Source organism: Legionella sp. (genome assembly GCF_049790535.1).
Classification (GTDB): domain Bacteria; phylum Pseudomonadota; class Gammaproteobacteria; order Legionellales; family Legionellaceae; genus Legionella.
In genome coordinates this window covers 1-2,178 of record NZ_JBAQZB010000022.1, presented here as the reverse complement: position 1 = coordinate 2,178, position 2,178 = coordinate 1, and the positions used below count along the sequence as shown (strand labels likewise).

Sequence of the window (2,178 nt, the reverse complement as noted above, 5' to 3'; positions counted from 1 at the left end):
GGGATAGTAAATCCATCATTTCGGTCAACTGTGTTTTATTAGGATTGTAATTACCTAGATAGGCTAAATAGCGCTGAGCAAAACCTTTAAAGAAGGATTGGGATTTTAGTTGATAAAATTCTGTTTGCTTCCTTTCTGACATGATGTTCTCTTTTTTTAAAGACAGGTAAAGGCAGGGGCAAAATTAGGTTATGCCCCCGTTTGGTGTTTTAAAGACGTATGACTCCCTACGCACATACAGCAGCGCATTAGTCAAATTGGTCTGAAATTAACCTGAAGGTGGCGAATCTAGGGCCTTTCGGCTAGATAAACATTGAAAATTATTCCAAAAATGAATAATAATGACGTAGGTCATGATATTTTACTCCCATAAAGTAATTGTTGTGGCTTAGCTGGTAGTTAGGAGTACCAATCCTTACTATCAGCGCTTTTTAAATAAGATTAAAACATACAACCTTTTCATCTTATTTTATTATCTTATTGATTTCAATAAAAATTTACACTTTGAGATAGGGTTTGCGCTGCAAGTCAAACCCTCTGTGTGATTGATAAGTCCAATAGCGGTAATAATTAATTTTCTTTTCTAGCAATCATGATAAGTAAAAATTCCTGCATTTTAACGTGACGCTGACTAATTTTGTAATGGAGAAATATTTATAAGTGGCTCATCTGCGTCACTGTGAATTTATCCACAGTGACGCAGCCAAAGAGCTGCGAAATTTTCAAATAAATTCAACGTACTACTCCTGATTGAGCAATCGCGTGCAACGAGATTGCTCAAAATAATCATCTAAATCCCCTTGTCCAACACAAATCGTTTTGCTAATCTGCTATTAAGCATAACTGATGAGTCCAGCGCAATTCCGGCGAAACCTCGATAGGTCTTATGCAATAGCCACTCTCATTCCCTTAATCTTGTGGCAGAACGATCAATCGGGAACACAACAACACCTGCAGCACTTTGCAGGACTCATTGCAGTCAACGCAATGTAATTCTTAAAGAATTGAACCATACAATACCACTTCTGTATTGCCCTATGCGTAGCAATGATTCGTATAGACATTGTTGTACTTTAAAACCATTTAAACATAAGGAAGCCATCCCCAAAAAACTGAGTAGTACCGATGTTATCAGGTCAATATAAGTTTGTAGTTTAAAACTGATTTGCCCCTGAACTGAGCCTTGAGGCTTCATGCCTGGTACTGCAGCTTTGCAGACCGTTCTACCAACACTAAACCAATATCAGGGCAAATAGTTTTAGAGGTTATATAGATGAGAAAAAACCAACTCAGACAACAAGTCGATCATTATTGCCATCATGATCACACGGGATCATACCGTGCCAAAAAGCACCGTTATTTTGTGTTGCACAAAATGATTCGTCGTGATTTATTCCATATAGGTCATGTTCCACCAAAATGGCATGCCGTCACTAACGAACATATTCAATGCCTTGTTGCACATTGGCAAAAAGAGCGCATCAAACCATCAACCATAATGAAGTATATGATCATTATCCGTGATTTTTTTCAAAAAATTGAACATACGATCCCAGATATTAACAACAAAAATCTAGGGCTTAAAAACCAGAAATACCACTCAAAAACGATTCATTTACCAGAAGATATTTCCGCACAGCTAGCAAATCCCATTGCAAAAATATTGATCGAACTACAAATTCATTTTGGTTTAACTTTAAGCGAAGCAATGCCCCACTTACGTTCATTTTCAGTGTTTCCAAAAAATGACTATCACTTCTAATACACGAGTTTCGCACTCTTTGCTTTTACAATGGGAACACCGCGCTTTTCGTTGATACACTACATCTAATATTAATGGGATAACCACTAACTTTCACTATGGTAAATCCAGGTAAATTTAGGATAAGATTGGACTTCGGCACTTTAATCTTATTTTAATCGTCAAATCAAGGACTTAATTTAGACTAATTTGATTAAAGTGCCCCCTTAATTGGGATAGAGCCAAAACCACCAATGATTATGCTCATGGAGCATTGTTGAATTTCACTCACGTAACATAAGGATAGAACTGATGAAAAAAAATAATAAAAACACCACATTAATGAGCAGGATACTGGTTGGTTTGTTACTCTATCTGCTATGGCCAGCAGCGCAGGCAGCGCAGCCGCTGTGGACTATCGTTCCAGCGCCGGGCAG

General features: G+C 37.6%; 1 protein-coding gene and 1 pseudogene. One reads left to right on the top strand and one right to left on the bottom strand.

The window, feature by feature from the left end; genetic code table 11:
- The first annotated feature begins 1,273 nt into the window (after positions 1 to 1,273).
- Entirely contained in the window at positions 1,274 to 1,762 is a 489-nt protein-coding gene (locus tag WA877_RS00960; protein WP_425169072.1) for a hypothetical protein, read from the top strand.
- A gap of 15 nt (positions 1,763 to 1,777) precedes the next feature.
- On the opposite strand, the pseudogene WA877_RS00955 reads toward WA877_RS00960, so the two are convergent.
- Positions 1,778 to 1,904 (bottom strand): annotated as a pseudogene (locus tag WA877_RS00955) (ISL3 family transposase); the annotation flags it as partial.
- Positions 1,905 to 2,178: the final 274 nt, after the last annotated feature.

Coding starts and splice junctions, on each gene's coding strand:
- WA877_RS00960 (WP_425169072.1), top strand. CDS start 1,274: ATGAGAAAAAACCAACTCAGACAACAAGTCGATCATTATTGCCATCAT.